Source organism: Bacillus sp. FSL M8-0049 (genome assembly GCF_038593355.1).
Lineage (GTDB): Bacteria > Bacillota > Bacilli > Bacillales > Bacillaceae > Bacillus > Bacillus safensis.
The window spans coordinates 1,720,007-1,743,564 of sequence record NZ_CP151986.1; the positions used below are offsets into that span (position 1 = coordinate 1,720,007).

General features: G+C 40.3%; 26 protein-coding genes. 18 read left to right on the top strand and 8 right to left on the bottom strand.

Features of this window, described 5'->3' with window-relative positions:
- Positions 1–2 precede the first annotated feature (2 nt).
- Complete coding sequence (locus NSU13_RS08750; protein ID WP_034283400.1) at positions 3–194, bottom strand: hypothetical protein; 192 nt, start codon at positions 192–194, stop codon at positions 3–5.
- A gap of 110 nt (positions 195–304) precedes the next feature.
- On the opposite strand from NSU13_RS08750, the gene NSU13_RS08755 reads away from it, so the two are divergent.
- The 7 genes from NSU13_RS08755 to NSU13_RS08785 all read left to right on the top strand — a co-directional run bounded on the left by NSU13_RS08755 (position 305) and on the right by NSU13_RS08785 (position 10,004).
- Complete coding sequence (locus NSU13_RS08755; RefSeq protein ID WP_120206960.1) at positions 305–2,521, top strand: RNA ligase; 2,217 nt, start codon at positions 305–307, stop codon at positions 2,519–2,521.
- 64 nt (positions 2,522–2,585) lie between these two features.
- The gene (locus tag NSU13_RS08760) at positions 2,586–3,296 is read left to right on the top strand and encodes a DUF421 domain-containing protein (protein ID WP_061109909.1); all 711 of its coding nucleotides are present in this window, start codon (positions 2,586–2,588) and stop codon (positions 3,294–3,296) included.
- 228 nt (positions 3,297–3,524) lie between these two features.
- Positions 3,525–4,103 carry a TetR/AcrR family transcriptional regulator gene (locus tag NSU13_RS08765; RefSeq protein ID WP_034283407.1) on the top strand — a complete coding sequence of 193 codons (579 nt, stop codon included), beginning with the start codon at positions 3,525–3,527 and terminating at the stop codon, positions 4,101–4,103.
- A gap of 21 nt (positions 4,104–4,124) precedes the next feature.
- The gene (locus NSU13_RS08770) at positions 4,125–7,268 is read left to right on the top strand and encodes a bifunctional cytochrome P450/NADPH--P450 reductase (protein ID WP_120206958.1); all 3,144 of its coding nucleotides are present in this window, start codon (positions 4,125–4,127) and stop codon (positions 7,266–7,268) included.
- 194 nt (positions 7,269–7,462) lie between these two features.
- Positions 7,463–8,371, top strand: a complete 909-nt coding sequence (locus NSU13_RS08775; RefSeq protein ID WP_024425124.1) for a trypsin-like serine protease — start codon at positions 7,463–7,465, stop codon at positions 8,369–8,371.
- 259 nt (positions 8,372–8,630) lie between these two features.
- Complete coding sequence (locus NSU13_RS08780) at positions 8,631–9,011, top strand: NucA/NucB deoxyribonuclease domain-containing protein (protein WP_044335941.1); 381 nt, start codon at positions 8,631–8,633, stop codon at positions 9,009–9,011.
- 144 nt (positions 9,012–9,155) lie between these two features.
- A complete protein-coding gene (locus NSU13_RS08785; RefSeq protein ID WP_034283414.1) occupies positions 9,156–10,004 on the top strand; it encodes an STAS domain-containing protein in 849 nt (282 codons plus the stop codon).
- Positions 10,005–10,035: 31 nt separating this feature from the next.
- Here the strand turns inward: NSU13_RS08785 and NSU13_RS08790 are convergent, their stop codons facing one another.
- A complete protein-coding gene (locus tag NSU13_RS08790) occupies positions 10,036–10,578 on the bottom strand; it encodes an IseA DL-endopeptidase inhibitor family protein (protein ID WP_041109224.1) in 543 nt (180 codons plus the stop codon).
- A gap of 295 nt (positions 10,579–10,873) precedes the next feature.
- Here NSU13_RS08790 and NSU13_RS08795 point away from each other — a divergent pair, with 295 nt between their 5' ends.
- Positions 10,874–11,320, top strand: coding sequence for a hypothetical protein (locus tag NSU13_RS08795; RefSeq protein ID WP_120206954.1), 447 nt, complete (start codon positions 10,874–10,876; stop codon positions 11,318–11,320).
- 45 nt (positions 11,321–11,365) lie between these two features.
- On the opposite strand, the gene lexA is transcribed toward NSU13_RS08795, so the two are convergent.
- Positions 11,366–11,986, bottom strand: coding sequence for a transcriptional repressor LexA (gene lexA, locus NSU13_RS08800; protein WP_034283422.1), 621 nt, complete (start codon positions 11,984–11,986; stop codon positions 11,366–11,368).
- A 158-nt stretch (positions 11,987–12,144) separates the two neighbouring features.
- Here lexA and yneA point away from each other — a divergent pair, with 158 nt between their 5' ends.
- The 6 genes from yneA to NSU13_RS08830 all read left to right on the top strand — a co-directional run bounded on the left by yneA (position 12,145) and on the right by NSU13_RS08830 (position 16,560).
- A complete protein-coding gene (gene yneA / locus NSU13_RS08805; protein WP_024425130.1) occupies positions 12,145–12,456 on the top strand; it encodes a cell division suppressor protein YneA in 312 nt (103 codons plus the stop codon).
- 17 nt (positions 12,457–12,473) lie between these two features.
- Positions 12,474–13,121 (top strand): recombinase family protein, encoded by a 648-nt coding sequence (locus tag NSU13_RS08810; protein WP_034283427.1) that lies wholly within the window; start codon positions 12,474–12,476, stop codon positions 13,119–13,121.
- 69 nt (positions 13,122–13,190) lie between these two features.
- Positions 13,191–13,421 (top strand): DUF896 domain-containing protein, encoded by a 231-nt coding sequence (locus NSU13_RS08815; RefSeq protein ID WP_024425132.1) that lies wholly within the window; start codon positions 13,191–13,193, stop codon positions 13,419–13,421.
- 187 nt (positions 13,422–13,608) lie between these two features.
- Positions 13,609–15,612: a transketolase gene (tkt, locus tag NSU13_RS08820; protein ID WP_024427083.1), complete on the top strand. Its 2,004-nt coding sequence runs from the start codon at positions 13,609–13,611 to the stop codon at positions 15,610–15,612.
- A gap of 198 nt (positions 15,613–15,810) precedes the next feature.
- On the top strand, positions 15,811–16,257 hold the full coding sequence (gene sirA / locus NSU13_RS08825; RefSeq protein ID WP_024425134.1) for a sporulation inhibitor of replication protein SirA: 447 nt from the start codon (positions 15,811–15,813) through the stop codon (positions 16,255–16,257).
- Positions 16,258–16,341: 84 nt separating this feature from the next.
- Positions 16,342–16,560 (top strand): YneF family protein, encoded by a 219-nt coding sequence (locus NSU13_RS08830; protein WP_003212379.1) that lies wholly within the window; start codon positions 16,342–16,344, stop codon positions 16,558–16,560.
- A 262-nt stretch (positions 16,561–16,822) separates the two neighbouring features.
- Here NSU13_RS08830 and NSU13_RS08835 read toward each other — a convergent pair whose 3' ends face one another.
- Positions 16,823–16,990, bottom strand: coding sequence for an aspartyl-phosphate phosphatase Spo0E family protein (locus tag NSU13_RS08835; protein WP_008343814.1), 168 nt, complete (start codon positions 16,988–16,990; stop codon positions 16,823–16,825).
- A 214-nt stretch (positions 16,991–17,204) separates the two neighbouring features.
- Here NSU13_RS08835 and NSU13_RS08840 point away from each other — a divergent pair, with 214 nt between their 5' ends.
- Positions 17,205–17,912: a cytochrome c biogenesis protein CcdA gene (locus NSU13_RS08840; RefSeq protein WP_024427084.1), complete on the top strand. Its 708-nt coding sequence runs from the start codon at positions 17,205–17,207 to the stop codon at positions 17,910–17,912.
- A 94-nt stretch (positions 17,913–18,006) separates the two neighbouring features.
- Positions 18,007–18,489 (top strand): CcdC protein domain-containing protein, encoded by a 483-nt coding sequence (locus NSU13_RS08845; RefSeq protein WP_024425136.1) that lies wholly within the window; start codon positions 18,007–18,009, stop codon positions 18,487–18,489.
- A 19-nt stretch (positions 18,490–18,508) separates the two neighbouring features.
- Here the strand turns inward: NSU13_RS08845 and NSU13_RS08850 are convergent, their stop codons facing one another.
- The 4 genes from NSU13_RS08850 to sspO all read right to left on the bottom strand — a co-directional run bounded on the left by NSU13_RS08850 (position 18,509) and on the right by sspO (position 20,013).
- On the bottom strand, positions 18,509–18,937 hold the full coding sequence (locus tag NSU13_RS08850; protein ID WP_024427086.1) for a DUF2621 domain-containing protein: 429 nt from the start codon (positions 18,935–18,937) through the stop codon (positions 18,509–18,511).
- Positions 18,938–19,199: 262 nt separating this feature from the next.
- Positions 19,200–19,601 carry an Hsp20/alpha crystallin family protein gene (locus NSU13_RS08855; protein ID WP_041117524.1) on the bottom strand — a complete coding sequence of 134 codons (402 nt, stop codon included), beginning with the start codon at positions 19,599–19,601 and terminating at the stop codon, positions 19,200–19,202.
- A gap of 102 nt (positions 19,602–19,703) precedes the next feature.
- The gene (locus tag NSU13_RS08860) at positions 19,704–19,850 is read right to left on the bottom strand and encodes a small acid-soluble spore protein P (protein ID WP_003211331.1); all 147 of its coding nucleotides are present in this window, start codon (positions 19,848–19,850) and stop codon (positions 19,704–19,706) included.
- Between the two features lie 16 nt (positions 19,851–19,866).
- Positions 19,867–20,013 (bottom strand): small acid-soluble spore protein O, encoded by a 147-nt coding sequence (gene sspO / locus NSU13_RS08865; RefSeq protein ID WP_034283440.1) that lies wholly within the window; start codon positions 20,011–20,013, stop codon positions 19,867–19,869.
- A gap of 220 nt (positions 20,014–20,233) precedes the next feature.
- Between sspO and acnA the strand changes: the two genes are divergently transcribed.
- The gene (acnA, locus tag NSU13_RS08870) at positions 20,234–22,963 is read left to right on the top strand and encodes an aconitate hydratase AcnA (protein WP_101677143.1); all 2,730 of its coding nucleotides are present in this window, start codon (positions 20,234–20,236) and stop codon (positions 22,961–22,963) included.
- 66 nt (positions 22,964–23,029) lie between these two features.
- Positions 23,030–23,533 carry a TlpA disulfide reductase family protein gene (locus NSU13_RS08875; protein ID WP_101677142.1) on the top strand — a complete coding sequence of 168 codons (504 nt, stop codon included), beginning with the start codon at positions 23,030–23,032 and terminating at the stop codon, positions 23,531–23,533.
- Positions 23,534–23,558 lie beyond the last annotated feature (25 nt).

Sequence of the window (23,558 nt, forward strand, 5' to 3'; positions counted from 1 at the left end):
TTTTACTCTTTTAAATCGTTTTTTTCAATCACTTTGTTTAATCTTGCCTCGATTTTTTTCAATTCCATTCGTTTTCTTCTGATCATGCGAAACGCGATGACAATGATTGTCACAATAAAGGCAATGAATAGAAGAGAGAACATTTGAAATAGAAGATCTCCCATGTTGAATGCCATATCCTCTCTATTAGACATACGTAAAACCTCCTTTTCTATCTATATATTACCATAATCATTAAAAGATTGAGATTTATCCATAATTTATCTATAATAGGTAAAATATCACTCATTAAAGGAGAACCATTATGAGAACTTTAGTCCTTTTGCGAGGTCTCCCAGGCGTAGGTAAATCAACATGGATCAAAGAACAAGGCTTAGAGCCTTACACTTTATCAGCGGATCAAATCCGGCTGTTAACGCAGCCGCCGCAGCTATCAGTCAATGGGAAACTAGACATTTCAAGCAAGCATGACCACAAAGTTTGGTCTTTATTATTCGATCTACTCACGGCTCGTATGGAACGCGGAGACTTTACTGTGATTGATGCGACACATATTTCAAGTAAATCGATTTCTCAATATAAGTCTTTAGCGACTTCGTATCGTTACAGGGTATATGTCGTCGATTTCACGCAGGTGCCCCTTGAAACAGCTCTTTTGCAAAATCGCTCACGTGAATCTCACAAAGTGGTGCGGGAATCTGTTTTGTATCAAATGAACGAGCGGTTAAAAACAGAAAAGGTCCCGTCATGGGTGACTGTTTTGCAGCCGGAGGAATATCCGCAAGTGATGACCTATCAGCCTCGATCCTTTGATCAATATGAGGCCATTCATGTTTTCGGAGATATTCACGGTTGTTACACCGCACTTACCACCTATTTGCAAGGAGACATCAAAGAAAACGAACTTTATATCTTTACAGGGGATTTACTTGATAGGGGAATAGAAAACAAAGAAGTATTAGATTGGATGCTCGCCCATAGAGAATGCCGGAATGTCATCGTCATTGAAGGCAATCATGATCAGCATTTATACCGATTTGCACATGGTGAAAAAGTCAGAAGCAATATGTTTAACCGGCATACTGCGCCTGAAATTGAAGCAGCAGACTTTGATTTGAAGGAAGTACGAAAGTTTGTCAGAACCTTTCATCAGCTGACTTATTTTACGTACCATGATCAGACATTTCTTGTTACCCATGGCGGACTTGCTCATTTGCCGAAAGAGCTTCTTCATGTCTCAACACAGCAGCTCATTCACGGCGTAGGAGAATATTCAGATGACATTGATCACTTATTTGTTCAAAACACAGCTGGGCTGGATATCATCCAAATTCACGGGCATCGCAATTTATACAGACTGCCTATTCACGCAGCGGAAAGATCTTATAACCTAGAAGGCCAGGTTGAATTTGGGGGGCAGCTGCGGGTGTTAAAAATCACAGCTGACGGGATTGAGACTCATGAAATTGACAATCCAGTCTACAGAGCCTCTGAGAAAAAACAATCGGCTGCTGTTCAGCCAGATATTTCACTGGATGACTTTTTAGCTCATTTAGATCAGCATGAATACGTACAGGAATTAAAGCTTCCACACCATATTTCATCTTTTAATTTTACGAAAAAGGCTTTTAGTGAACGTCAGTGGGATGATGTGAATGTGAAGGCAAGAGGTTTGTTTGTCAATATGGTTTCAAAGCAGATTGTGTCTAGAAGCTATAATAAATTTTTTAACATTGATGAGCGTCCGGAGACAAGAATGCAGCATTTAGTGAACCATCTTCAATTCCCTGTCGCCGTATATGATAAAGCGAATGGATACTTAGGCACTGTTGGGTATAACGAAATGGAAGATGAATTGGTGTTTACGTCCAAATCGTATACATCACATGTGAAACAAAATCAGCATGCTTCCTGGGTCGAAGAGCTATTTTATAAAACCTTCAGTGATGTCCAGGCTGACTACATCAAATCATACGTCCGTGACCACCATGTATCTCTTGTGTTTGAAGTCATTTTGCCAGAAAAAGATCCGCATATTATCACATATGAACAAGATCAACTCATTTTACTCGATATAGTGAAGCGGCAGTTAAGCTATGAAAAAGCACCATTCGCTGAAGTGAAAAGATTAAGTGAACAGCTGGGAATATCCTGTAAGCAGGAAGTGGCTGTTTTCCATGATTGGACGTCTTTTTATAAATGGTATCAGGCGGTCTCTCATGATGACACAATAAAAGAAGAAGGATATGTCATTGAGGATGCTCGCGGCTTTATGACCAAACTCAAGCTTCCTTATTATCAATTCTGGAAGCAGATGCGCGGGATAAAGCAGCGCGTTGCAGAGAAGCGTTCCTCGCAAAAATATATGCAGGCGTTGCAGACAGCGGAGCAAGCTAGGTTCTATACGTGGCTTCTTGAGCAAGAAGCAGATCATGTGAGGAATAGCACAATTATTGAACTGCGGTCACAATTTGAACAAAGCGGTACTGCCCAATTGAATAATGGTGGGATAAATGCATAGTCTAACAAAGAGTCTTTTCTAAGGAAAAGGCTTTTTTTGATGCAATTGAAAGGTGGACACTTGCATGCCTGACCATATTGAAGTCATTCTTCGGACGATGTTTGCTTTTGCAATTTTATTTGGAGGAGCACGTCTTTTAGGAAAACAAACCATTGCGCAAATGAATATTTTTGATTTTATAGCAGCCATCAGCTTAGGTTCAATTGCAGCGAATCTGGCGTTTAATACAACGCTCCCGCTTCAGCACACAACGATTTCCTTTGTGTCACTTGTCATGATTATTTATGTGATTTCCCTGCTTGCATTAAGAAGCCGGAAGATGAGAGGGTTTATGGCTGGTAAACCAACCCTTGTCATACAAAATGGAAAAATTCTTGAAGGAAATATGAAAGGGATGAGATATACCCTTGATTATTTAAATCAACAGCTGAGAGAAAAAGACATCTTTGATATTAGCGAAGTTGAATTTGCGATGATTGAAACAGATGGGCATATGTCAGTGAAAAAATACCCTTCGTTTGAAAAAGTCACGCGGAAAGACCTTCATTTATTCATGGAGGCAGAGCGTTACATGCCGATTGAAGTCATCATGGACGGGAAACTCATCCAAAAGAACATACAAGAAAATCAATTAACAGAGCAATGGATAGAAGAAGAGCTTAAAAAAAGGCAGCTGTCCTTAAAGGACATTGTTTATGCTGTTCGTTCAAGTAATGGAAACTTATATATTGATACATATGACGACCATATTCATTCTCCAATCGATCAGGAATGAATGTGTAGTGCTGATGACACCTGTGTGACACACATTTGACAATCTTTATAAGTCCTTTGGGTGTCATACGACTAGGTAGCATTTCTCAATTATTATTATTTTCAGAAAATGTGATGACGGATTAAAATAAGTATGTTTAAGTATAAATAGATGGAATTAAAATATTAATATAATATACCGAAAGTGGAATGAACGTTCATTCCTATATTTTTATAAGGAGGGGATGAAATGCCAGCAGTGACTGATAAACAAGAACAGATCATGAAGGCTTCGCTGGAACTATTTATTGAACGAGGCTTTGACGGCACCACAATGCCGATGATTTCAAAAAGAGCAAACGTCGGAGCGGGCACCATTTACCGTTATTTCGACAGCAAGGAGGCGCTCGTCAATATTTTGTACCAGCGCAGTCTCTCAGCATTTATCGAAAAAATGAACACAAACAGTCCAGATCCAAAGTTAAGTATCCGGGCGTACTTTAAGCATGTATTTTATTGCTTGGTTTTATTTACAAAGGAGAATCCAAGCGGGCTGTATTTCTTAGAGATTGATAAACGGTCTCATTACTTAGACGAGACGAGCAAAGAGAAAATGCAGCATTTGTTACATGAGCTTTTCCTTATCTTTGAAGAAGGGAAAAAGGATGGAATTCATCCAAATCTCTCAGGCAGAACCATTTTATCTATTGTATTTGGTGCCTTCGTGCAGCTGCATAAACAAATTCTTGCAGAAGAAATAGAGCCAACGATTGATTTTTTAGAGGATATTGAGCAATGTTTATGGCGCGCCATCAGCGTTGCATCTTAAAGAGATAAAGGGAGTGGGCATATGAAGCAAACATCAATCATTCCAAAACCAAAAACATACGGACCTTTTAAAAATATTCCCCATATAAAAAAAGGAGAGCTTTCCCAAACCTTTTGGCGGCTGGCAGATGAATTAGGACCGATCTTTCAGTTTGAATTTTCAAATGCAACAAGTATTTTTGTTTCCAGCCATGAACTTGTCAAAGAAGTATGTGACGAGAGCCGTTTTGATAAATACATTGGGACTAGTCTGAGTAAAGTTAGAGCATTTTCAGGGGATGGACTATTTACAAGCTGGACAGAAGAACCGAACTGGAGAAAGGCTCATCAAATTTTGATGCCTGCATTCAGCCAGCAGGCCATGAAGGGCTATCATGAAATGATGCTCGATATTGCCACACAGCTTGTGCAAAAATGGCAAAGAACAGGCCGCGATGAAGAAATTGAAGTAGCTGAGGATATGACAAAGCTGACTTTAGATACAATCGGCCTTTGCGGTTTTGATTTTCGCTTTAACAGCTTTTATAAAGAAAATCAGCATCCGTTCATCGACAGCATGCTGAAAGGTTTAAATGAAGCAATGGAGCAGTCGAGCCGATTGCCAATTGCAGATAAACTCATGATCAAAAGAAGAAAAGAATTTGACCAGCATGTCGATTTTATGAAGAAATTAGTAGATGACATTATTCAGGAACGAAGAAAACAAGATAAAACGGGCGATGATTTACTGTCTCTTATGCTGCATGCAGAGGACCCTGAAACAGGTGAACGTTTATCCGATGAAAATATCCGTTATCAAATCATCACCTTCTTAATTGCAGGACACGAAACAACAAGCGGGCTGCTATCATTTGCGATTTATTTCTTACTGAAGAATCCAGAGAAATTAAAGAAAGCCGTCCAGGAAGCAGATGAGGTGCTGCAGGGCGGGCTTCCGGCATTTAAACAGGTGCAAAAGCTAAGCTACACTCGTATGGTGTTAAATGAAGCTCTCCGCCTCTGGCCAACTGCGCCTACGTTCTCTCTTTATGCGAAAGAGGACACAGTAATCGGGGGGAAATATCCGATTCAAAAGAATCAAAGTGTCTCTGTTCTGCTCCCTAAACTACATCGTGATCAAGCGGTATGGGGAGAGGATGCAGAAGACTTTAAACCAGAGCGGTTTATGCACCCTGAGAAAATTCCGCAGCATGCCTATAAACCGTTCGGAAATGGCCAGCGTGCATGTATCGGTATGCAGTTCGCCCTGCATGAAGCTACGATGGTTCTCGCGATGGTTCTGCACAATTTAGAGTTAATTGATCACACATCTTATGAGCTAGATTTAAAAGAATCTCTCACAATTAAACCTAACGATTTTAAAATCAAAGTACGGCCAAGGAAGCAGCAATTCTTTATGGCACCACCGAAGGAAGAACCGAAGAAAAGCACCAATTCTAGTGAGTCAAAAGTGGCGAGTCACGGTACACCGCTGCTAGTTTTGTACGGATCAAATCTTGGCACAGCAAAGCAAATAGCGAACGAATTGGCTGAAGACGGGAAAGCAAAAGGGTTTGATGTGACCACTGCACCGCTTGATGACTTTACACGCCGATTGCCAGATACAGGTGCTGTCCTCATCGTGACCGCTTCATACAACGGACATCCACCTGACAATGCGAAGCAATTTGTGGATTGGCTGGCGCAGGATGAGGAGCAGGATTTATCAAACGTGACATTTGCTGTCTTTGGATGCGGAGATCGAAATTGGGCGAGTACGTACCAGCGGATCCCCCGTCTGATTGATGAAGCTCTAGAAAGAAAAGGAGCCAAACGTGTAGCTGATTTAGGAGAAGGCGATGCAGGCGGTGATATGGATGAGGATAAAGAAATCTTCCAGAAAAATGTCTTCGAACAGCTTGCAAAAGAATTTAAGCTCACCTTCAAAGAAAAAGGTAAGGAAAAGCCAAACCTATCAGTTGCTTATACTAATGAGCTAGTGGAACGTCCTGTAGCTAAAATATATGATGCCTTTTCAGCTGTTGTATTGAAAAATGAAGAATTACAATCAGAAAAAAGCACACGGCAGACAAGACATATTGAATTAAAATTACCTGCTGGAAAAGCATACAAAGAAGGGGATCATATTGGGATTGTACCGAAAAATAGTGATGCACTCGTCCAGCGTGTGACCCGCCGCTTTAAACTAGATCCTGAGCAGCACATTAAGCTTTCATCTGAGAAAGAGGCAAGTCATTTACCATTAGATCAGCCGATTCCAATCAAAGAATTACTTGCCTCGCATGTTGAGCTTCAAGAGCCTGCAACACGTACACAGTTAAGAGAGCTCGCAGCACATACTGTATGTCCGCCTCACCGCGTGGAGCTTGAACAAATGGCTGGTGAAGCATATCAAGAAGCCATCTTAAAGAAACGAGTAACCATGCTGGATTTATTAGATCAATATGAAGCGTGTGAGCTGCCGTTTGTGCAATTTTTGGCGCTTTTACCAGGTTTGAAGCCGCGTTATTACTCGATTTCTAGCTCGCCAAAGGTAGATGAAGAAAAAGTCAGTATCACAGTGGCGGTTGTCAAAGGTAAAGCATGGAGCGGAAGCGGAGAATATGCCGGAGTCGCATCAACCTATTTATGTGGTTTGAAAGAAGGGGAAGAAGTAGCCTGCTTCCTGCATGAAGCGCAAGACGGATTCCAGCTGCCCCCTTCATCAGACATACCGATGATTATGATTGGACCAGGTACAGGAATCGCTCCATTTAGAGGATTTGTTCAGGCAAGAGAAGTGTGGCAGAAGGAAGGGAAGCAGCTAGGCGAAGCCCACCTATATTTTGGCTGCCGTCACCCTCAGGAAGATGATCTGTATTATGATGAAATGCAGCTTGCAGCGCAAAACGGAGTTGTCCATATCCATCGCGCTTATTCTCGTTACGATGAGCAAAAAGTATATGTCCAGCATTTGTTGAAAGAAGACGGCGGCATGCTGATCGAATTGCTTGATCAAGGTGCTTATCTGTACGTGTGCGGAGACGGAAAAGTCATGGCCCCAGATGTAGAGGCTACACTGATCGATCTCTATCAAAACGAGAAACAATGCTCGAGAGAAGCAGCTGAAAATTGGCTGACAACCCTCGCAAATGACAATAGATATGTAAAAGATGTGTGGAGCTGACAAAGAGGAAAGACCGCCTATTAGGCGGTTTTTTTTTGTTCTCATAGAAAGAGATCGATAGAATGAAGATTGGGAAGATACAAAACACCTAATTTGGAAATGAAATATTTTGTAAAAAATAAGAATATTCTCTCATTTACTCCAATATGAAACAATCGTATGATTTTTGATATAGGACATAAAGGAGGAATATGATGAAAAAGGTGAAAATGTTACTCCCTTCTCTTCTCGTTTTTGGTGCTTTAAGTGTGCCTAGTTTTGCCCATGCCGCATCGGATTCAGTACTAACGTCTGATTATGACATGGTGACTTCTGATGGTAAAGTGATTTCTTCAAGTGATTTCCACAATGATACGAAAGCCCCCTCATCCTTTGACAAAGTGGATGATCTTTCTTCTACTGTTGGCGAAAAAGTAAAACCACTATCAAAATATTTAAAAGATTTTCAAACGAAAGTCGTCATTGGAGACGATGGTAGAACCAAAGTAGCAAATACAAGAGTGGCACCATACAATTCGATTGCTTATATTACATTTGGCGGCTCAAGCTGTACGGGAACACTCATTGCTCCTAACAAAATTTTGACAAACGGACACTGCGTATATAATACGGCATCGAGAAGCTATAGTGAGAAAGGGACTGTATATCCTGGTATGAATGATAGTACTGCGGTGAATGGTTCAGCAAAAATGACTGAGTTCTATGTGCCAAGCGGATATATTAATACTGGAGCAAGCCAATATGACTTTGCCGTGATCAAAACCGATACGAACATTGGCAATACGGTCGGCTACCGATCCATCCGCCAGGTGACAAACTTGACTGGGACAACCATTAAAATCTCAGGATATCCTGGTGATAAAATGAGATCGACTGGCAAGGTGTCACAGTGGGAGATGTCAGGTCCTGTGACGAGAGAAGATACGAATCTAGCGTACTATACGATTGATACATTCAGCGGAAATTCAGGTTCTGCCATGCTGGATCAGAACCAGCAAATCGTTGGAGTTCATAACGCTGGGTATTCAAACGGAACGATAAATGGCGGTCCGAAAGCGACAGCTGCTTTTGTTGAGTTTATAAACTATGCGAAAGCGCAATAAAAAATAAAGCTTGTTTCCTTCATAGGGGACAAGCTTTTTTGTATGAATCGATTTGATAGGATTCATATTTCTAACCTGAGAGATTTGAGATTGAGAGCCTCATCATTTTTTTCTCATGTCATCTGCACACCACTCATACATTAAAATGACACATTTCCTTTCAGTCAAGATGATGCTTAAGATGGATGAGGAGGGTCACGCGCTTTTGAAGATGAAAAGAGGCTGGATCGCTGCTGTCACCTTATGTTTTGTGATATGGATGGGCACGTTGTTAGGTGGATTTGGAGAGAAGCAGGCAGCAAAAGGGGCTGATCGATATGATCATGTCGTTCAATTTCCAAAGGAAAGGTACCCTGAAACAGGCAGTCATATTCAAGAAGCCATTCGAAAAGGGCATTCAGATGTGTGTACCATTGACCGAAATGGAGCAGATGCCCGCAGGCAAGAATCATTAAAAGGAATTCCGACAAAACCTGGCTTTGACCGGGATGAATGGCCAATGGCGGTTTGTCTTGAGGGAGGAAAAGGCGCAAGCGTACAATATGTTAGTCCATCTGATAATAGGGGAGCAGGCTCATGGGTCGGGCACCAAATCAGCGGGTTTCCTGATGGGAAAAGAATATTATTCATTGTGAAATAAATTGGAAAGAGTCTCCCTAGAGTGGGGGCTCTTTTGTTTATCATCGGAGCCTATTCGAGCTAGCAGGGACAAAAGATTCAGTGGTACAATCAATCTATAAGGTACAAAGACTGACAAGAAGAAAATGTGAAGGGACATTTGCTTATGGATAAGAACCGTGCATTATACGATTTTTTTATGCAGCATGCAGAGGAGCTGACCGAAACATGGTATGAATCAATTGAGGACGATGATCCAGAATCCATATATCGTTCAACAGATTCCAGCATCATATCAGAGTTAAAACGGCAGAATCAAGATTATTACCAGCATTTTATACGAGCTATTATTGAAGATAAGACGTATTTACATACTGAATTTAAAAAATGGTCTGAGGAATTAGCCAGTGACCCAAAGCATTTAAATACACCATTAGATTATGTCGTGAGAGAATACATGTCCAATCAAAGAGTGGTTCTGCATTACTTAAAAGAATTTATCAAACAGCGTCAAGATGAAATTGATATTGACCGCATCTTTTATTGGTATGATTTAATTTCCGAAGCGTTTAATATTTCAATCCATGTGTTTATCCAGCAATATGTGAAAAATACAACCGAAAAACTCGTGGCTCAAAGAGATATGATTTACGAATTGAGCTCACCGGTCATTGTCTTAAAAAGCCAGATTGCGTTATTGCCTTTAGTAGGTGACATTGACACAGCGAGAGCAAAGATTATTTTAGAAAATACGCTAAATCAGTGCTCGCAAAAAGGTGTTCAGCATTTATGTATTGATCTATCGGGTGTGGTCATTATTGATACAATGGTGGCTCATCAAATCTTTGATCTTGTCACGTCACTTCGGTTAATTGGAGTAGAGACGACCATTTCAGGGATTAGACCAGAAATTGCCCAAACAGCAGTGCAGCTCGGGCTTCCTTTTAATGAATTTCGCACGGCATCATCACTTGCTCACGCGCTGGACCGCATGACTGAATTTTCTCCAAAATAAAAACCAGGCCGATGAACGGCCTGGTTTTTATTTAGATGACAGCGTCAATTTGTGTGACTTTCCAATTTTTTTGTACTTTTTCGTACGTAACAGTTCGTTTTACTTTGCGTCCATCAAGTGTTGGGACAGTAAATTCATATGTGCGGACCGTTTGTTTTTTAGAAACAAGTTTAGGTGTGGCTTTTTCCCAATTGAGCATGTTGTCTCCATCACCGACTGGAACAGCCATTTTGCCTTTATGAACAATGAACTGATAATCTTTTAAACCATGTTTGATGGCATCTTGAGTGAAAACTTGAGATAGGTAGCTGTTTAATTTTTTCTTTGTATCAAATGTTTTAGAAAGATAGTTGTACGTCATATCTTTATAGGTAAAAGATTTTAATTTGACATTAGAATGGTCTTTAATTTTGTAGCCTGACATTGCACTCCAAAAATGTTCTCTTGCATCAAGGGCAATATGTAACGCTTCTTTATTAGTCAAAGCGGCTGATTTCTTGGAAGCGGCCAATGTTGTTGTTTGTAATGAGATCATAAGCATAATAGCAGTTAATAAAACAAATAATTTTTTCAAGGCGATTGCCTCCTTTTCTCAATGAAAACTTCTTATGTTACAAATGTTACAATAATTACATCGATATTACAAGTATTAAATCTAAATGTTTTTTTATTTCTTTTGTTTCTAATTATATAACGTTTGAGGGAGACAAAAAGTTTTCATTTTTTTATTTTTCTTCTTAATCATTATTTAACCGTTCTAAAGAAGAACGAAACGTCTTTTGGAAAAATTTCTATTTAGACGTTTAACACTCTTTTTTATTTAAGACATATACTATCGTGATGAATGTCTAAAGAAAGTGGTGTTTAATATGTATCATCCGTATGAAGGTGTGTATAATGGGTACTCATATGATAGGCAGATGCAGGGATTGCCATCGATTTCTATTCCTCAAATTGGAGGTTTTCCTGGGTTTCCGATTGGAGGAGGTACTTGGCCAGGTCAAGGTTCAGGCGGACACTCAGCACCGCCGGCACCGCCGCAGCATATCATTTCCCAGTATCAGCAAGCACTCTCTCAGCCACAAAGTATGCAGTCGCTTATATCGGGGCAAGGTGTTGGCGGAGGCCATCAAACTGTACAATTTGCAGCGGGATGTAATAGAAGATGGACGATTGTGCTTTTGAGAAACGGTCAAGTATTTTTAATGTTTGTCCTTTCCTCACAGCCTTTTGGCAGAACAACTGGCTTTATATGGCCGAACTTTACATTTGGCTCCTTCCCAAGTTCAAGTATTCTTGCATATTCCTGTGCATAAGAAAAAGCCGGTTCTCATCAGCAGCTGATGAAATACCGGCTTTTTTTAATGAATATTTCGAAATACGCCAATCACTTTACCTAGTATACTCACATTCTGTAAAATAATCGGTTCCATTGATGGATTCTCTGGCTGTAATCTAAAGTGTGTATTTTCTTTATAGAAACGTTTCACTGTCGCTTCATCTTCCTCTGTCATGGCGACCACAATATCTCCATTGTTAGCGGTGCTTTGCTGACGCACAATGACATAGTCCTTGTCCAAAATACCTGCATCAATCATACTTTCTCCCATAATTTCAAGCATAAACACTTGTTCGTCTGGTGCTGCAAAAGTCTCTGGAAGAGGGAAGTATTCTTCTACATTCTCAACAGCTGTGATAGGAAGGCCGGCGGTTACTTTTCCGATGACTGGAACGTTCATTACAGCACTCTTTGGAATATTCATTTCCTCTTCATCTAGTACTTCGATCGCTCTAGGTTTTGTCGGGTCTCTTCTTATTAAGCCCTTTGTTTCCAGTCTAGCTAAATGTCCATGGACCGTTGAACTGGATGCTAGACCGACAGCTTCTCCAATTTCACGGACGGATGGGGGATAACCCTTGCTTTTTACTTCATCTTTGATGAATTTCAGGATATCGAGTTGTCTTTTTGATAGCTTCGTCATCTTTTGCACCTCAAAACGTCAATTTTAAAGAAATTATAGCATGTTTTTCCTAACAGTACAAACATAGGTTCGAAAAAACGTTTGACAGAAACGTTTGTTCGTATTTATAATGAGAGACAGAAAGAGCGAACACACATTCTATTAGGAGAGATGACATTATGAGGTTAAAAGAATCTATTATTTTTATTGGGGTATTCTCATTCATCGTTGGCATATTTCTCTCACTTATTGCAGTCACAAGCCATAATGATTCAAATCAATATGTTAAAATAGAGGTTCAATCAGGAGATACTCTTTGGGGATTAGCTGATCAAGTAAATGACAGCAAATCAATCGACAAAAATGCATTTATTGACTGGGTAACAGAACACAATGATCTTGCTTCAACAGAAATCCAGCCTGGAGACATTCTTGTCATACCCGTGAAAAAAGAGCATCCAGTCGTATATCAGCTTGCAACAGTACAGTAGAAAGGTCGATTGAAGACATGAACGCAATCATTTATGCGAGAGTAAGCACTGTGAAAGAAGAGCAGGAAACCTCGCTGAAAAGACAAGAAGAAGAACTGCTGGCTTTAGCTGCCATGCACAAGATGAATGTGGTCAAAGTCATCAAAGAAAAAGCAAGTGGATATGAGCTAGATCGTGATGGCGTGTTTGAAATGCTTGCTGCACTGAAGGAAGAGTCGATCGATGCCGTTCTTATCCAAGATGAAACACGTCTTGGAAGAGGACAAGCTAAAATTGCGCTTCTTCATTGTCTATTTAAAGAGAACGTAAAGGTATACAGCGTGTTTCATAGAGGAGAGCTTGAGCTTTCAGAAGCAGATGAAATGGTCATCGAGATTGTAGGAGTCGTCGAAGAGTACCAACGGAAAATTCATAACCTGAAAATCAAGCGGGGGATGAAAAGGGCTGTTGAGCGCGGATATCAGCCTGAACTAAATTTAAGGCAGCAGGACCATGCACCTGGCCGTGAGCGTATTGAAGTGCCTATTTCAGAAATTGTTCGATTAAGAAAAAATAACATGACGTTCGCCGAAATTGCCGCAACTCTTCAGGCATTAGGTTTTGACATTTCAAAAGCAACAGTGCATAGAAGGTATCAAGAATATGAAAAAGGCCTTACCACCTAAAGCGTGATTTGTTGTCAAAATGATTGATATTTAGTAGTATGTAGAGAAAATGCTTTAAAGGAGTTTGTCATGATTTCTAAAGAACAGCTTGCAAGAATAAATGAGCTTTCAAAAAAGTCGAAAGAAACCGGTTTATCAGACGCTGAAAAAACAGAACAAAAGCAGTTGAGAGAAGAGTATTTAAAAGCTTTTCGTTCTTCTATGAAAAATACACTTAAAACTGTCAAAATCGTTGACCCTGAAGGAAACGATGTCACACCAGAAAAATTAAAAAGAGAAAAAGATCAGAACCTTCATTAAGGCTGTGATTTCTTGAATTTTGAAAAGATGGGAAGAATATTCTCGTCTTTTTTCATATTTGCATAACTTTTTAGGTGATCGATAAACTAAATGTGACAAAATCCTTCTTTTTCAGCGTGAAATAGTTGTGAAAAAAGGACAGTAGATTTATGATAATGGTGTACACAAGATACGGAAGGGGATTTATATGGAAACGATTGAATTGAAATCTATTGCAACAATACGTACTCTCTCCATAGACGCAATTGAAAAAGCGAATTCCGGTCACCCAGGAATGCCGATGGGTGCTGCACCAATGGCATACGCTTTATGGACGAATCACTTAAACGTAAGTCCGCAAAATCCAAATTGGTTTAACAGAGACCGCTTTGTTTTATCTGCGGGCCATGGTTCTATGCTTCTATACAGCATGCTTCATTTAAGCGGATACAATCTGAGCATTGAAGATTTAAAACAATTCCGCCAATGGGGAAGCAAAACACCTGGACATCCTGAATTTGGACACACAGAAGGCGTAGACGCGACAACGGGTCCACTAGGCCAGGGAATTGCTATGGCAGTAGGAATGGCACTTGCAGAAAGACATCTTGCGGAAACGTATAACAAAGACAACTTTCATGTTGTAGACCACTATACATACAGCATTTGCGGAGATGGAGACTTAATGGAGGGAATTTCCTCTGAAGCAGCTTCACTTGCTGGTCATTTAGGCTTAGGCCGTTTAATCGTTCTTTACGATTCAAATGACATTTCTTTAGATGGCGATTTAGATCGTTCATTCTCTGAAAATGTGAAGAATCGTTTTGAAGCGATGAACTGGGAAGTTCTTTACGTGAAAGACGGCAATAACATCGAAGAAGTAACAGCTGCTATTGAAAAGGCGAAGCAAAGCACAGACAGACCTACATTAATCGAAGTGAAAACAACGATCGGTTTCGGATCTCCAAACCGTGCGGGAACGTCTGGTGTGCATGGTGCACCGCTTGGCAGCGAGGAAGCAAAGCTGACGAAGGAAGCTTACTCTTGGACGTTTGAAGAAGATTTCCATGTACCTTCTGAAGTGTACGATCATTTCAAAGAAGCTGTCAAAGACGCTGGACAGAAAAAAGAAGCAGCGTGGAATGAATTGTTTGCGCAATACGAAAAAGAATATCCAGAGCTGGCAGCACAGCTGAAGCTTGCGATTGAAGGAAAGCTTCCTGAGAATTGGGATCAAGAAATTCCTGTTTATGAAGCAGGTTCAAGCCTTGCTTCCCGCGCATCTTCAGGTGAAGTGTTAAATGGCATTGCAAAGCAAGTACCTTTCTTTATTGGCGGGTCTGCTGACCTTGCTGGATCAAATAAAACAACGATTAAAAACACAGATGATTTCGGGAAAAATAATTATGCCGGCAAAAACATTTGGTTCGGTGTCAGAGAATTTGCAATGGGTGCAGCGCTCAATGGTATGGCACTTCACGGCGGTCTTCGTGTATTCGGCGGAACGTTCTTTGTTTTCTCAGATTACTTAAGACCAGCGATTCGTCTTGCTGCCTTAATGGGACTTCCAGTCACTTACGTCTTTACTCATGATAGTATCGCTGTTGGTGAAGATGGTCCAACGCATGAACCGGTTGAACAGCTTGCTTCACTGCGTGCGATGCCTAATCTTTCCGTTATCCGCCCAGCAGATGGAAATGAAACAGCTGCAGCGTGGAAACTAGCTGTATCTTCAACGGATAAACCGACAGCACTAGTTCTTACTCGTCAAAACCTTCCAACAATTGACCAGGCACCAGAGAAGGCATATGAGGGAGTAGAAAAAGGTGGATACGTTGTGGTTGAAGCAGCTGATGCACAGCCGGAAGCACTTCTACTCGCTTCAGGATCTGAGGTTGGTTTAGCCATTGAAGCACAAAAGGCACTTGAAAAAGAAGGTATCCGCGCGTCTGTTGTCAGCCTTCCTGCATGGGATCGCTTCGATCAGCAGTCAGACGAATACAAAGAATCCGTTCTTCCTAAAGCAGTACGTGCACGTATTGCAATTGAAATGGGTGCTTCACTTGGCTGGGAGCGTTACACGGGGCTTGATGGTGACGTGATTGCAATTGATAAATTTGGCGCTTCTGCACCAGGAGAAACCATTATCGAGAAATACGGCTTTACTGTCAGCAATGTAGTCAGCCGTGTGAAAGCGAAGCTGAATAAATAAACGAACTCCAAGCATCATGCTTTTTTGCTATCTGTTTGCAGAGCATTTTCATCCGCTCTGCAAACTTTTTTCTTTTTTCTTGTTTTTTTGACAAAACTAGTTTCTTCTTGCTTCATATATAGACAATTCTTTCTTTCACATTTTTGTATAATACAAGCAATAAACGAGATTGACGAAATGTGAAAGGAAGGGATAGACATGGAACGTCATTATTATATTTATTGGATTGAGGATGAATTTGCGCATCACTATTTTGGCAGAGAATCGATTTTGTTTCATTTGTTTGAGTCGTTACATTGGACGAACCGCACTGACGATGAACTTGTAATGCTTGTGAAGCAAGTGGATTATGTGACGAAACGAATCCCTGCTTTTCATATGCACCAGCGTCTAATGAATAACTTAACGAACATTCACTATACACAAATAGGCTCGATTTACAGCGCTTCCTTACCAGATGGAAAAGGAACTGCAGCATTTATTATTAAAGACCGGTATATTCAAATGTCTGCCACTGGCAGTTATGAGGCAGAAGCGGTGTTTTTTGAAGTGCTGAGAAAAATCAGCCCTTGTTTTCTTGCAATGGACTTTAGTTCAAAGAAACACGGATGGCTCAATCCAGTAAAAGTGAGGAATTTTGTTTAAAAAAATAAAATTGAACGTGAAATGTTGTATAATAGCCTTTTGTTTAGTACACTTTATACGAGACAACATGAAGGAGGAAGAATTATGGATTTATGGGTTGTCATCCTTGTAGGCGTTGTTGCACTGCTTGCAGGAGTTGCACTCGGATTCTTTATTGCTCGTAAGTATATGATGAGCTATTTGAAAAAGAATCCACCGATTAATGAACAAATGCTTCGAATGATGATGATGCAAATGGGCATGAAACCGTCCCAGAAGAAAATCAATCAAATGATGAAAGCCATGAACAACCAAGCGAAATAATACGTACGATATTATGATCATAGATGGAACATGGTTTTAAAGAATGGACAAGCATTGTCCTTTCTTTATTCAATTCACCTTCATCAGACGCTTAAAACCACTGTACTTGCATGAATGAAGCAGGGAAGGTGGTTTTTATTATGGCGTCAAGAGTATGTAAAAAACAAAAAACCCCTAAGTCAGAGGTTTTTTGTTTCGTTTATGGTCACACATATCAACTGTTCTAAAAATGGTGCGGCATGTTTGATATCATGAAGTATGATTAGTTGGCTGAGTTTGAGTGTAAGTGTCGTTGATATTGTAAGAGGAGATGATCTAGCTGCTGGCTATGTTCGATGGTCACTGTTGATGTCATCCCATTATGCAAGACAACTTTCATCAGCTCTTCTCTTTTTTCTTCGATTTGAGTTAATAATGATGTTTTTACCAAAGTCATGTTCCTTTCATGCAAATCTTGATAAAAAGAATCGATTCTATTATATCCATTTTAAGGTTTATTTTCAAATTTAAAGGATTCATTATCTTGATGTCAAATTAAATTATATAAGGTTTTAAGAGAATAGACCATCTTTATTGAGGTGATGTAAAAAAAATGAAATGATTTTGTCATCTCTTATTGTATATTGTAAGAAGGGGGTGTTCTTTTGACAGATTTGAATTACTTTTTAGCATTTGGAGCAGGATTTCTTTCTTTTATTTCACCGTGCTGTCTGCCGCTTTATCCAGCGTTTTTATCGTATATTACGGGCGTTAGTATAGATGAAGTGAAATCCGAGAAGGTGATGCTGAGAAGAAGAAGTCTGCTTCATACTTTATTCTTTTTAGTTGGGTTCTCTATTATATTTATTGCGATTGGCTTTGGGACATCGTTTGTCGGGAAGTTTTTTAATGATTATCATCAAGCGATTCGTCAAATTGGAGCCATCCTCATTATTTTCTTTGGTTTTATGACTCTTGGCGTATTCAAGCCCTCTTTCCTCATGGGCGAAAAGAGAATCCAGTTCAAAAACCGTCCTGCTGGTTTTTTTGGATCCATTCTCATCGGAATGGGCTTTGCCGCTGGATGGACACCTTGTACTGGACCTATTTTATCCGCTGTTATCACACTGGCGAGTAACCATCCTGAGTCGGCGGTTATGTATATGATTGCGTATGTTTTTGGATTTGCCGTCCCGTTTTTTATTCTCTCCTTTTTCATTACGAAAATGGCGTGGATCAGAAAACGTCAGCAGCTCATCATGCGAATTGGCGGAATCATTATGATTGTGGTAGGGATTTTGCTGTTCTTTGATCTTCTGACATGGATTATCATCATGTTCTCATCATTGTTTGGCGGCTTTACAGGCTTTTGAAATCGTTTTCTACAGTCGCGGCGAATGGTTTTTTTTCGTCAATTGGAGTATATTATACATAGGCTGACCTTAAAGAATAAAGGAATGATTTGATATGATGATCTTGATCTCTTCTATAATTGCGGTATGTATGGCGGTGGCCGTCATGTTTATTCGCATTAAGTCATCTGCAAAACCTGCAACTGCGAAAAAAATTATTTTACCTCCTATTTTCATGAGCACTGGCGCACTGATGTTTTTTGTTCCTATGTTTCGGGTAACTGGAGCTGAATTTCTAGAAGCGATCACAGTGGGGATGTTTTTCTCTATATTTTTAATCAAAACATCGAAGTTTGAAATTAGAGGTAATGACATCTACTTAAAACGGTCAAAAGCATTTGTGTTCATTCTCATTGGACTTCTTGTCCTTCGTATCGGGATGAAGACCATCTTGAGTTCTTCTATTGATTATGGTTCATTAAGCGGGATGTTTTGGATTCTTGCCTTTGGCATGATCGTGCCTTGGCGGGTTGCCATGTATTTATCGTTTAGAAAGCTGTCTAAACAATTAGATCCGCAGCAGATTCAAATGAATTAAACCTCCTTTTTAAAGGAGGTTATTTTAATAACGATTCATATGGCGAGTGATCAATGTTTTTTTCTTGAAGGCGCTTCAGTAAAAACTTATGATCCCGCTTTGGTGTGGCCATAATGTAGCCGCGAATGATTAAGTCTAAATTAATGCTGGCAGCCTGTTCTTTTAATGCCAGCTCACCGATTTTACCCGCTATTTTTTCTTTGGCAACATCTCTAAACAGCTCTGGAACAGGTAATACGAGTTCATTTAACAGCTGTTTGTCCTCATCCCGCCATAGGTGAAGGCTCTTTTGAATATATTCATCCTGCCAATCAAGCTCTGATTTCCCATCTTCCTTTGGCAATCGTTTTAAAAACTTGCGAAACATAAAAAAGCCACCGATTGCGAGTAATCCGATCATCACTGTACCCCAAAATAAAATGAACCACAAAAACCAGCCGCTTAACATGTTCTCACTCCTTATACCCCTTATCTCTCTATTTTATATTACATGAAGAGAGGATAGAAGAAAATAACAAAAATGTATGTCTATCATCTCTATAAATGCCCTTTTTCATTGATAGCCGCCCATTTACTAGAATGACCCAAACCAATTAATAGAAAAAGAATACATTATCATATAGCGACTCTACTATTTGGCCATGGTGGTTCGCAAAAGGTATTGACTTGAAACGAACGGGAAGAGAGCCCACCTATATAAAGGTGGGCTCTTAATGTTTGAAGTGCGGGATTTGAAAGGAAAATGCACCGTTTGGATGGTCGGAACATTTTTTAATTTTGATCGATATGACTCGGTTTTCATAATCTGTTTCAATGTCTTTGTCGTTTAAATAAAAAGGGAGCATCACGCTTTTTTCAATTGGCTGTTCGCCTTCACCATTTGCATGTTGTACTGTGTAAGTCAACGTCAGCTCATGTCCAGCGAAGGTCAGCTTTACATCAGTGATCGATAAGGTGGAGACATCGATTTCGATAATATAATCACGGCTTGTTTCATAAAGATCAATTGGGAGGTGTTCATCATACCAGGCAAATGGATCATCCATTAAAACATTGAGCCAATCATCTATTTCAATAAAATCAGAGGAATTCGATTGCTTTTCATTCTCCATAAACACTCCTCCATCACATCTCATAATAAATCATATGATGAAAATAGAAATGTGTGAAAGACCTAAAACATCCCGTGTGGTCACGGGATGAGAGGGGGATAATTACATATCATGATGAGAATTGTGCTTTTGTCTTGTATGGTTGCGGTTTTTCACTTTTTTACTGCCTGATAACGGCTCAGGCTGACCGCCTTGATGCTCCTTAGGAGAGTTTTGACGGATGTCTTTCCCTGTGTTTTTATTCGTCATGATGTTTGGCTCCTTCTTATTGATTCTTTTTACGTTTTTTATTGTTTTGCCTTTGTTCTTCTGTTAAAACGAGCTGATCATCTTCCGTATAGCCTGCGCCATTACCCTGGCTTTTGGCTGCGTTCATGCCATTAATGACATGATTCGCTTTGCGTTTTGTCATGTTTTATCACCTCATTTATAGTATGAGCCCGCCCCGCTTCGTTTATGAAGAGTAATCATTTCCTAATGATAAGTTAAACTTATTGAATTTAATAAAAGCATTGTTATTTACTTATGTATGAATTTGTTTTAAGATGAAATTGTGAGAAAATTGTGGTGAAATACGACGATTTTTCTGAGAATTGAAATTGATCTTGATCATCAAAAGGGGGATTTTGGACATGTCGAAACAGCAGCAAGTCGCTAAACAAGACGCTTTTCAATCTAGAAAAACGTTTTCGACAAATGGGAAAACGTATCACTATTATTCGTTAGAAGCACTAGAGAAACAAGGAATCGGAAATGTTTCTAAGCTGCCTTATTCCATTAAGGTACTTTTAGAATCAGTGCTTCGCCAAGTAGACGGTAGAGTGATCAAGAAGGAACACGTTGAAAACTTGGCAAAATGGGGAACTGCCGAGGTAAAAGAAATTGATGTTCCATTTAAACCTTCTCGAGTTATTTTACAAGACTTCACGGGTGTACCAGCAGTCGTTGACCTTGCTTCTTTAAGAAAAGCAATGGCAGATGTAGGCGGGGATCCGGATAAAATCAACCCTGAAATTCCAGTTGACCTTGTTATTGACCACTCAGTACAAGTTGATAAAGCTGGAACTGAAGATGCATTAAACATTAACATGGACTTAGAATTCGAACGTAACGCAGAGCGTTATAACTTCCTTAGCTGGGCAAAGAAAGCGTTTAATAACTACCAAGCTGTTCCGCCTGCAACAGGAATTGTTCACCAAGTGAACTTAGAGTATCTTGCAAGTGTTGTTCATGCGATTGAAGAAGATGGCGAGATCATCACTTACCCAGATACATTAGTTGGAACTGACTCTCATACAACGATGATTAACGGTATCGGTGTACTTGGATGGGGCGTTGGCGGTATCGAAGCGGAAGCTGGTATGCTTGGTCAGCCTTCATACTTCCCAGTACCAGAAGTGATTGGTGCTAAATTAGTTGGAGAGCTTCCAAACGGAACAACTGCAACCGACCTTGCATTAAAAGTCACACAAGTCCTTCGTGAAAAAGGCGTAGTGAACAAGTTCGTTGAGTTCTTCGGACCTGGTGTTGCACAATTGCCGTTAGCAGATCGTGCAACAATTGCGAACATGGCGCCAGAATACGGTGCTACTTGCGGATTCTTCCCAGTAGATGAAGAAGCGCTTGCTTACCTGCGCCTCACTGGACGTGATGAAGAGCAAATTAATATCGTTGAGGAATATTCTCGTGCAAATGGCTTATTCTATACGCCAGATGCAGAAGAACCAATTTTTACTGATGTTGTGGAAATTGATCTTTCTAAAATTGAGTCAAACTTATCTGGTCCTAAACGTCCACAAGATTTGATTCCACTTTCTCAAATGAAAGAGACGTTCCATCAACACATTGAAAGCCCAGCTGGTAACCAAGGGTTTGGCTTAGATAAATCAGAGCTTGATAAACAAATCGAATTTAATCTTGCAAACGGTGAAAAAGCTGTGATGAAGACAGGTGCGATTGCGATTGCAGCGATTACGAGCTGTACGAATACATCGAACCCATACGTGTTAATCGGAGCAGGTCTTGTTGCGAAGAAAGCAAGTGAGCTCGGTATGAAAGTGCCAAACTACGTCAAAACGTCACTAGCGCCGGGTTCTAAAGTTGTAACAGGCTACCTTGTGAATTCGGGACTTCTTCCATATTTAAGAGACCTCGGATTTAACATTGTTGGATATGGCTGTACAACATGTATCGGAAACTCTGGACCGCTTGAGAAAGAAATTGAAGATGCAGTCTCTGAAAATGATCTGCTGATCACTTCTGTTTTATCAGGTAACCGTAACTTTGAAGGTCGTATTCATCCGCTTGTGAAAGGGAACTACCTTGCATCTCCACCATTAGTTGTGGCTTATGCACTTGCTGGTACGGTGAATATTGATTTAACAAAAGATCCTATCGGTGTCGATAAAAATGGCGAGAACGTTTATTTCAATGACATTTGGCCATCAATGGATGAAATCAACAGCGTCGTTAAAAGCACTGTCACACCTGAGCTATTCCGTTCAGAGTATGAAACTGTTTTTGACAACAATGAACGATGGAATGAAATTAAAACGACGGATGATGCATTGTACAAATGGGATGAAAATTCCACATACATTGATAACCCGCCATTCTTTGAAAACCTATCAGTTGAACCTGGTAAAGTTGAACCGCTTAAAGGCTTGCGCGTCGTTGCGAAGTTCGGTGACTCTGTCACAACTGACCATATTTCTCCTGCTGGAGCGATTGGTAAGGACACACCGGCGGGCAAATACTTGCAAGAAAGAGGCGTATCGCCTAGAGACTTTAACTCATATGGATCCCGCCGTGGTAACCACCATGTCATGATGAGAGGGACTTTTGCAAACATCCGTATTAAGAACCAAATTGCACCAGGAACAGAAGGCGGTTATACAACTTACTGGCCAACTGGTGAAGTGACATCGATTTATGATGCATGCATGCGTTATAAAGAGGATGGAACAGGTCTTGCGATCTTAGCAGGTAAAGACTACGGAATGGGTTCTTCACGTGACTGGGCAGCAAAAGGAACAAACCTTCTTGGAATTAAATTTGTTCTAGCTGAAAGCTTTGAGCGTATCCACAGAAGTAACCTTGTCTTCATGGGCGTACTTCCTTTGCAGTTTAAAGACGGAGAAAGTGCAGAAACTCATGGTCTAACAGGAACAGAAACATTTGAAGTTCATGTTGACGAAACAGTTCGTCCACGTGATCTCGTCACTGTGAAAGCAATTGACACAGATGGAAACGAGAAAACGTTTGAAGTGGTGGTTCGCTTTGACAGTGAAGTCGAAATTGACTACTATCGTCATGGCGGTATCCTTCAAATGGTGCTTCGCGAAAAATTGGCAAGCAACTAATACAGCAAAGAAGAGAAGGCGATCCAACAGCTTTCTCTTCTTTTTTAAAATAGTGGAGGATCAATCATGTGGAAAAAAGGAATGGCAAGCGCTGTTTTACTTGTGTTGATTGGTTTACTTGCGTGGAATTTATTTGGGCCAAAAGAGCCCACAATCGGTCTTGAAAAAGGCGATCAAGCCCCTGATTTTGAACTGAAAACCCTTGACGGCAAAACCGCCTCGTTATCTGATTACCGAGGGAAAAAGGTGCTCGTCAATTTTTGGGCGACATGGTGTAAGCCGTGCAGGACGGAAATGCCGGATTTAGACGCGATTAGGAGCGAAAATGACCAAGTTGAAGTACTAGCGGTGAATTTAACGACCACTGAAAAGAGTGTGGATCATGTGGCAGCATTCACAAAAGAATTAAAGGTGAGCTTTCCTGTTTTATTGGACCAAAAAGGCATTCAAGCAAGATATCAGGTGCTCTCATACCCAACGACATACATATTAGACGAAAAAGGACGCATCATGTCTGTGAAGCATCAAATGCTGACAAAAAAAGAAATTGAAAAAGAGCTGGATCTATAATGATTCAGCTCTTTTGCTTATTTTC

Bases quoted from the DNA above. Each gene is read 5' to 3' on its own strand.
- NSU13_RS08750 (WP_034283400.1), bottom strand. From the start codon at position 194: ATGTCTAATAGAGAGGATATGGCATTCAACATGGGAGATCTTCTATTT.
- NSU13_RS08755 (WP_120206960.1), top strand. From the start codon at position 305: ATGAGAACTTTAGTCCTTTTGCGAGGTCTCCCAGGCGTAGGTAAATCA.
- NSU13_RS08760 (WP_061109909.1), top strand. From the start codon at position 2,586: ATGCCTGACCATATTGAAGTCATTCTTCGGACGATGTTTGCTTTTGCA.
- NSU13_RS08765 (WP_034283407.1), top strand. From the start codon at position 3,525: ATGCCAGCAGTGACTGATAAACAAGAACAGATCATGAAGGCTTCGCTG.
- NSU13_RS08770 (WP_120206958.1), top strand. From the start codon at position 4,125: ATGAAGCAAACATCAATCATTCCAAAACCAAAAACATACGGACCTTTT.
- NSU13_RS08775 (WP_024425124.1), top strand. From the start codon at position 7,463: ATGAAAAAGGTGAAAATGTTACTCCCTTCTCTTCTCGTTTTTGGTGCT.
- NSU13_RS08780 (WP_044335941.1), top strand. From the start codon at position 8,631: ATGGGCACGTTGTTAGGTGGATTTGGAGAGAAGCAGGCAGCAAAAGGG.
- NSU13_RS08785 (WP_034283414.1), top strand. From the start codon at position 9,156: ATGGATAAGAACCGTGCATTATACGATTTTTTTATGCAGCATGCAGAG.
- NSU13_RS08795 (WP_120206954.1), top strand. From the start codon at position 10,874: ATGTATCATCCGTATGAAGGTGTGTATAATGGGTACTCATATGATAGG.
- lexA (WP_034283422.1), bottom strand. From the start codon at position 11,986: ATGACGAAGCTATCAAAAAGACAACTCGATATCCTGAAATTCATCAAA.
- yneA (WP_024425130.1), top strand. From the start codon at position 12,145: ATGAGGTTAAAAGAATCTATTATTTTTATTGGGGTATTCTCATTCATC.
- NSU13_RS08810 (WP_034283427.1), top strand. From the start codon at position 12,474: ATGAACGCAATCATTTATGCGAGAGTAAGCACTGTGAAAGAAGAGCAG.
- NSU13_RS08815 (WP_024425132.1), top strand. From the start codon at position 13,191: ATGATTTCTAAAGAACAGCTTGCAAGAATAAATGAGCTTTCAAAAAAG.
- tkt (WP_024427083.1), top strand. From the start codon at position 13,609: ATGGAAACGATTGAATTGAAATCTATTGCAACAATACGTACTCTCTCC.
- sirA (WP_024425134.1), top strand. From the start codon at position 15,811: ATGGAACGTCATTATTATATTTATTGGATTGAGGATGAATTTGCGCAT.
- NSU13_RS08830 (WP_003212379.1), top strand. From the start codon at position 16,342: ATGGATTTATGGGTTGTCATCCTTGTAGGCGTTGTTGCACTGCTTGCA.
- NSU13_RS08845 (WP_024425136.1), top strand. From the start codon at position 18,007: ATGATGATCTTGATCTCTTCTATAATTGCGGTATGTATGGCGGTGGCC.
- NSU13_RS08850 (WP_024427086.1), bottom strand. From the start codon at position 18,937: ATGTTAAGCGGCTGGTTTTTGTGGTTCATTTTATTTTGGGGTACAGTG.
- NSU13_RS08855 (WP_041117524.1), bottom strand. From the start codon at position 19,601: ATGGAGAATGAAAAGCAATCGAATTCCTCTGATTTTATTGAAATAGAT.
- NSU13_RS08860 (WP_003211331.1), bottom strand. From the start codon at position 19,850: ATGACGAATAAAAACACAGGGAAAGACATCCGTCAAAACTCTCCTAAG.
- sspO (WP_034283440.1), bottom strand. From the start codon at position 20,013: ATGACAAAACGCAAAGCGAATCATGTCATTAATGGCATGAACGCAGCC.
- acnA (WP_101677143.1), top strand. From the start codon at position 20,234: ATGTCGAAACAGCAGCAAGTCGCTAAACAAGACGCTTTTCAATCTAGA.
- NSU13_RS08875 (WP_101677142.1), top strand. From the start codon at position 23,030: ATGTGGAAAAAAGGAATGGCAAGCGCTGTTTTACTTGTGTTGATTGGT.